The following is a 350-nucleotide window of genomic DNA, read 5'->3' as shown; positions in this document are numbered from 1 at the left end:
CCTTGCTGCGCCTGGTTCGTTCCGGAGACGAACCGTTCTGCCAGACCGAGAACGAGTGCTACAAGCAGGTCTCGGCGCTGCTCGCCGGCCCGCGCGAGGCGACCGCCTTGATCGAGACCGTCGACCGCCTCGCCGATGCCTTTCCGGAACAATCGGCCGGCGGCGGCCTCGATCCCGTGCGCGAACGGCTGGTGCTGCGCCAGCACGAGCTCCACGCCGGCCCGGGCCTCGACGCCGCCATCAATGCGGCCGTAGCCGCCTGCCGGGAAGGCCTGGAGCGCATCGACCGGCTGGCGCTGCCCGACCAGCCGGAACAGGCGGCCGATATCCTGGCCGACGGCGCCCGCGCC

At 72.6% G+C, this 350-nt stretch carries 1 pseudogene; it reads left to right on the top strand.

Annotated elements, in window-relative coordinates:
* Nucleotides 1-350 (top strand): annotated as a pseudogene (locus tag EN874_RS32615) (CHAD domain-containing protein); the annotation flags it as partial.

Source organism: Mesorhizobium sp. M1D.F.Ca.ET.231.01.1.1, assembly GCF_003999155.2.
Taxonomy (GTDB): domain Bacteria; phylum Pseudomonadota; class Alphaproteobacteria; order Rhizobiales; family Rhizobiaceae; genus Mesorhizobium.
Note: the sequence above shows the minus strand (reverse complement) of the source record. Positions and strands in the feature narration are given on the sequence as shown.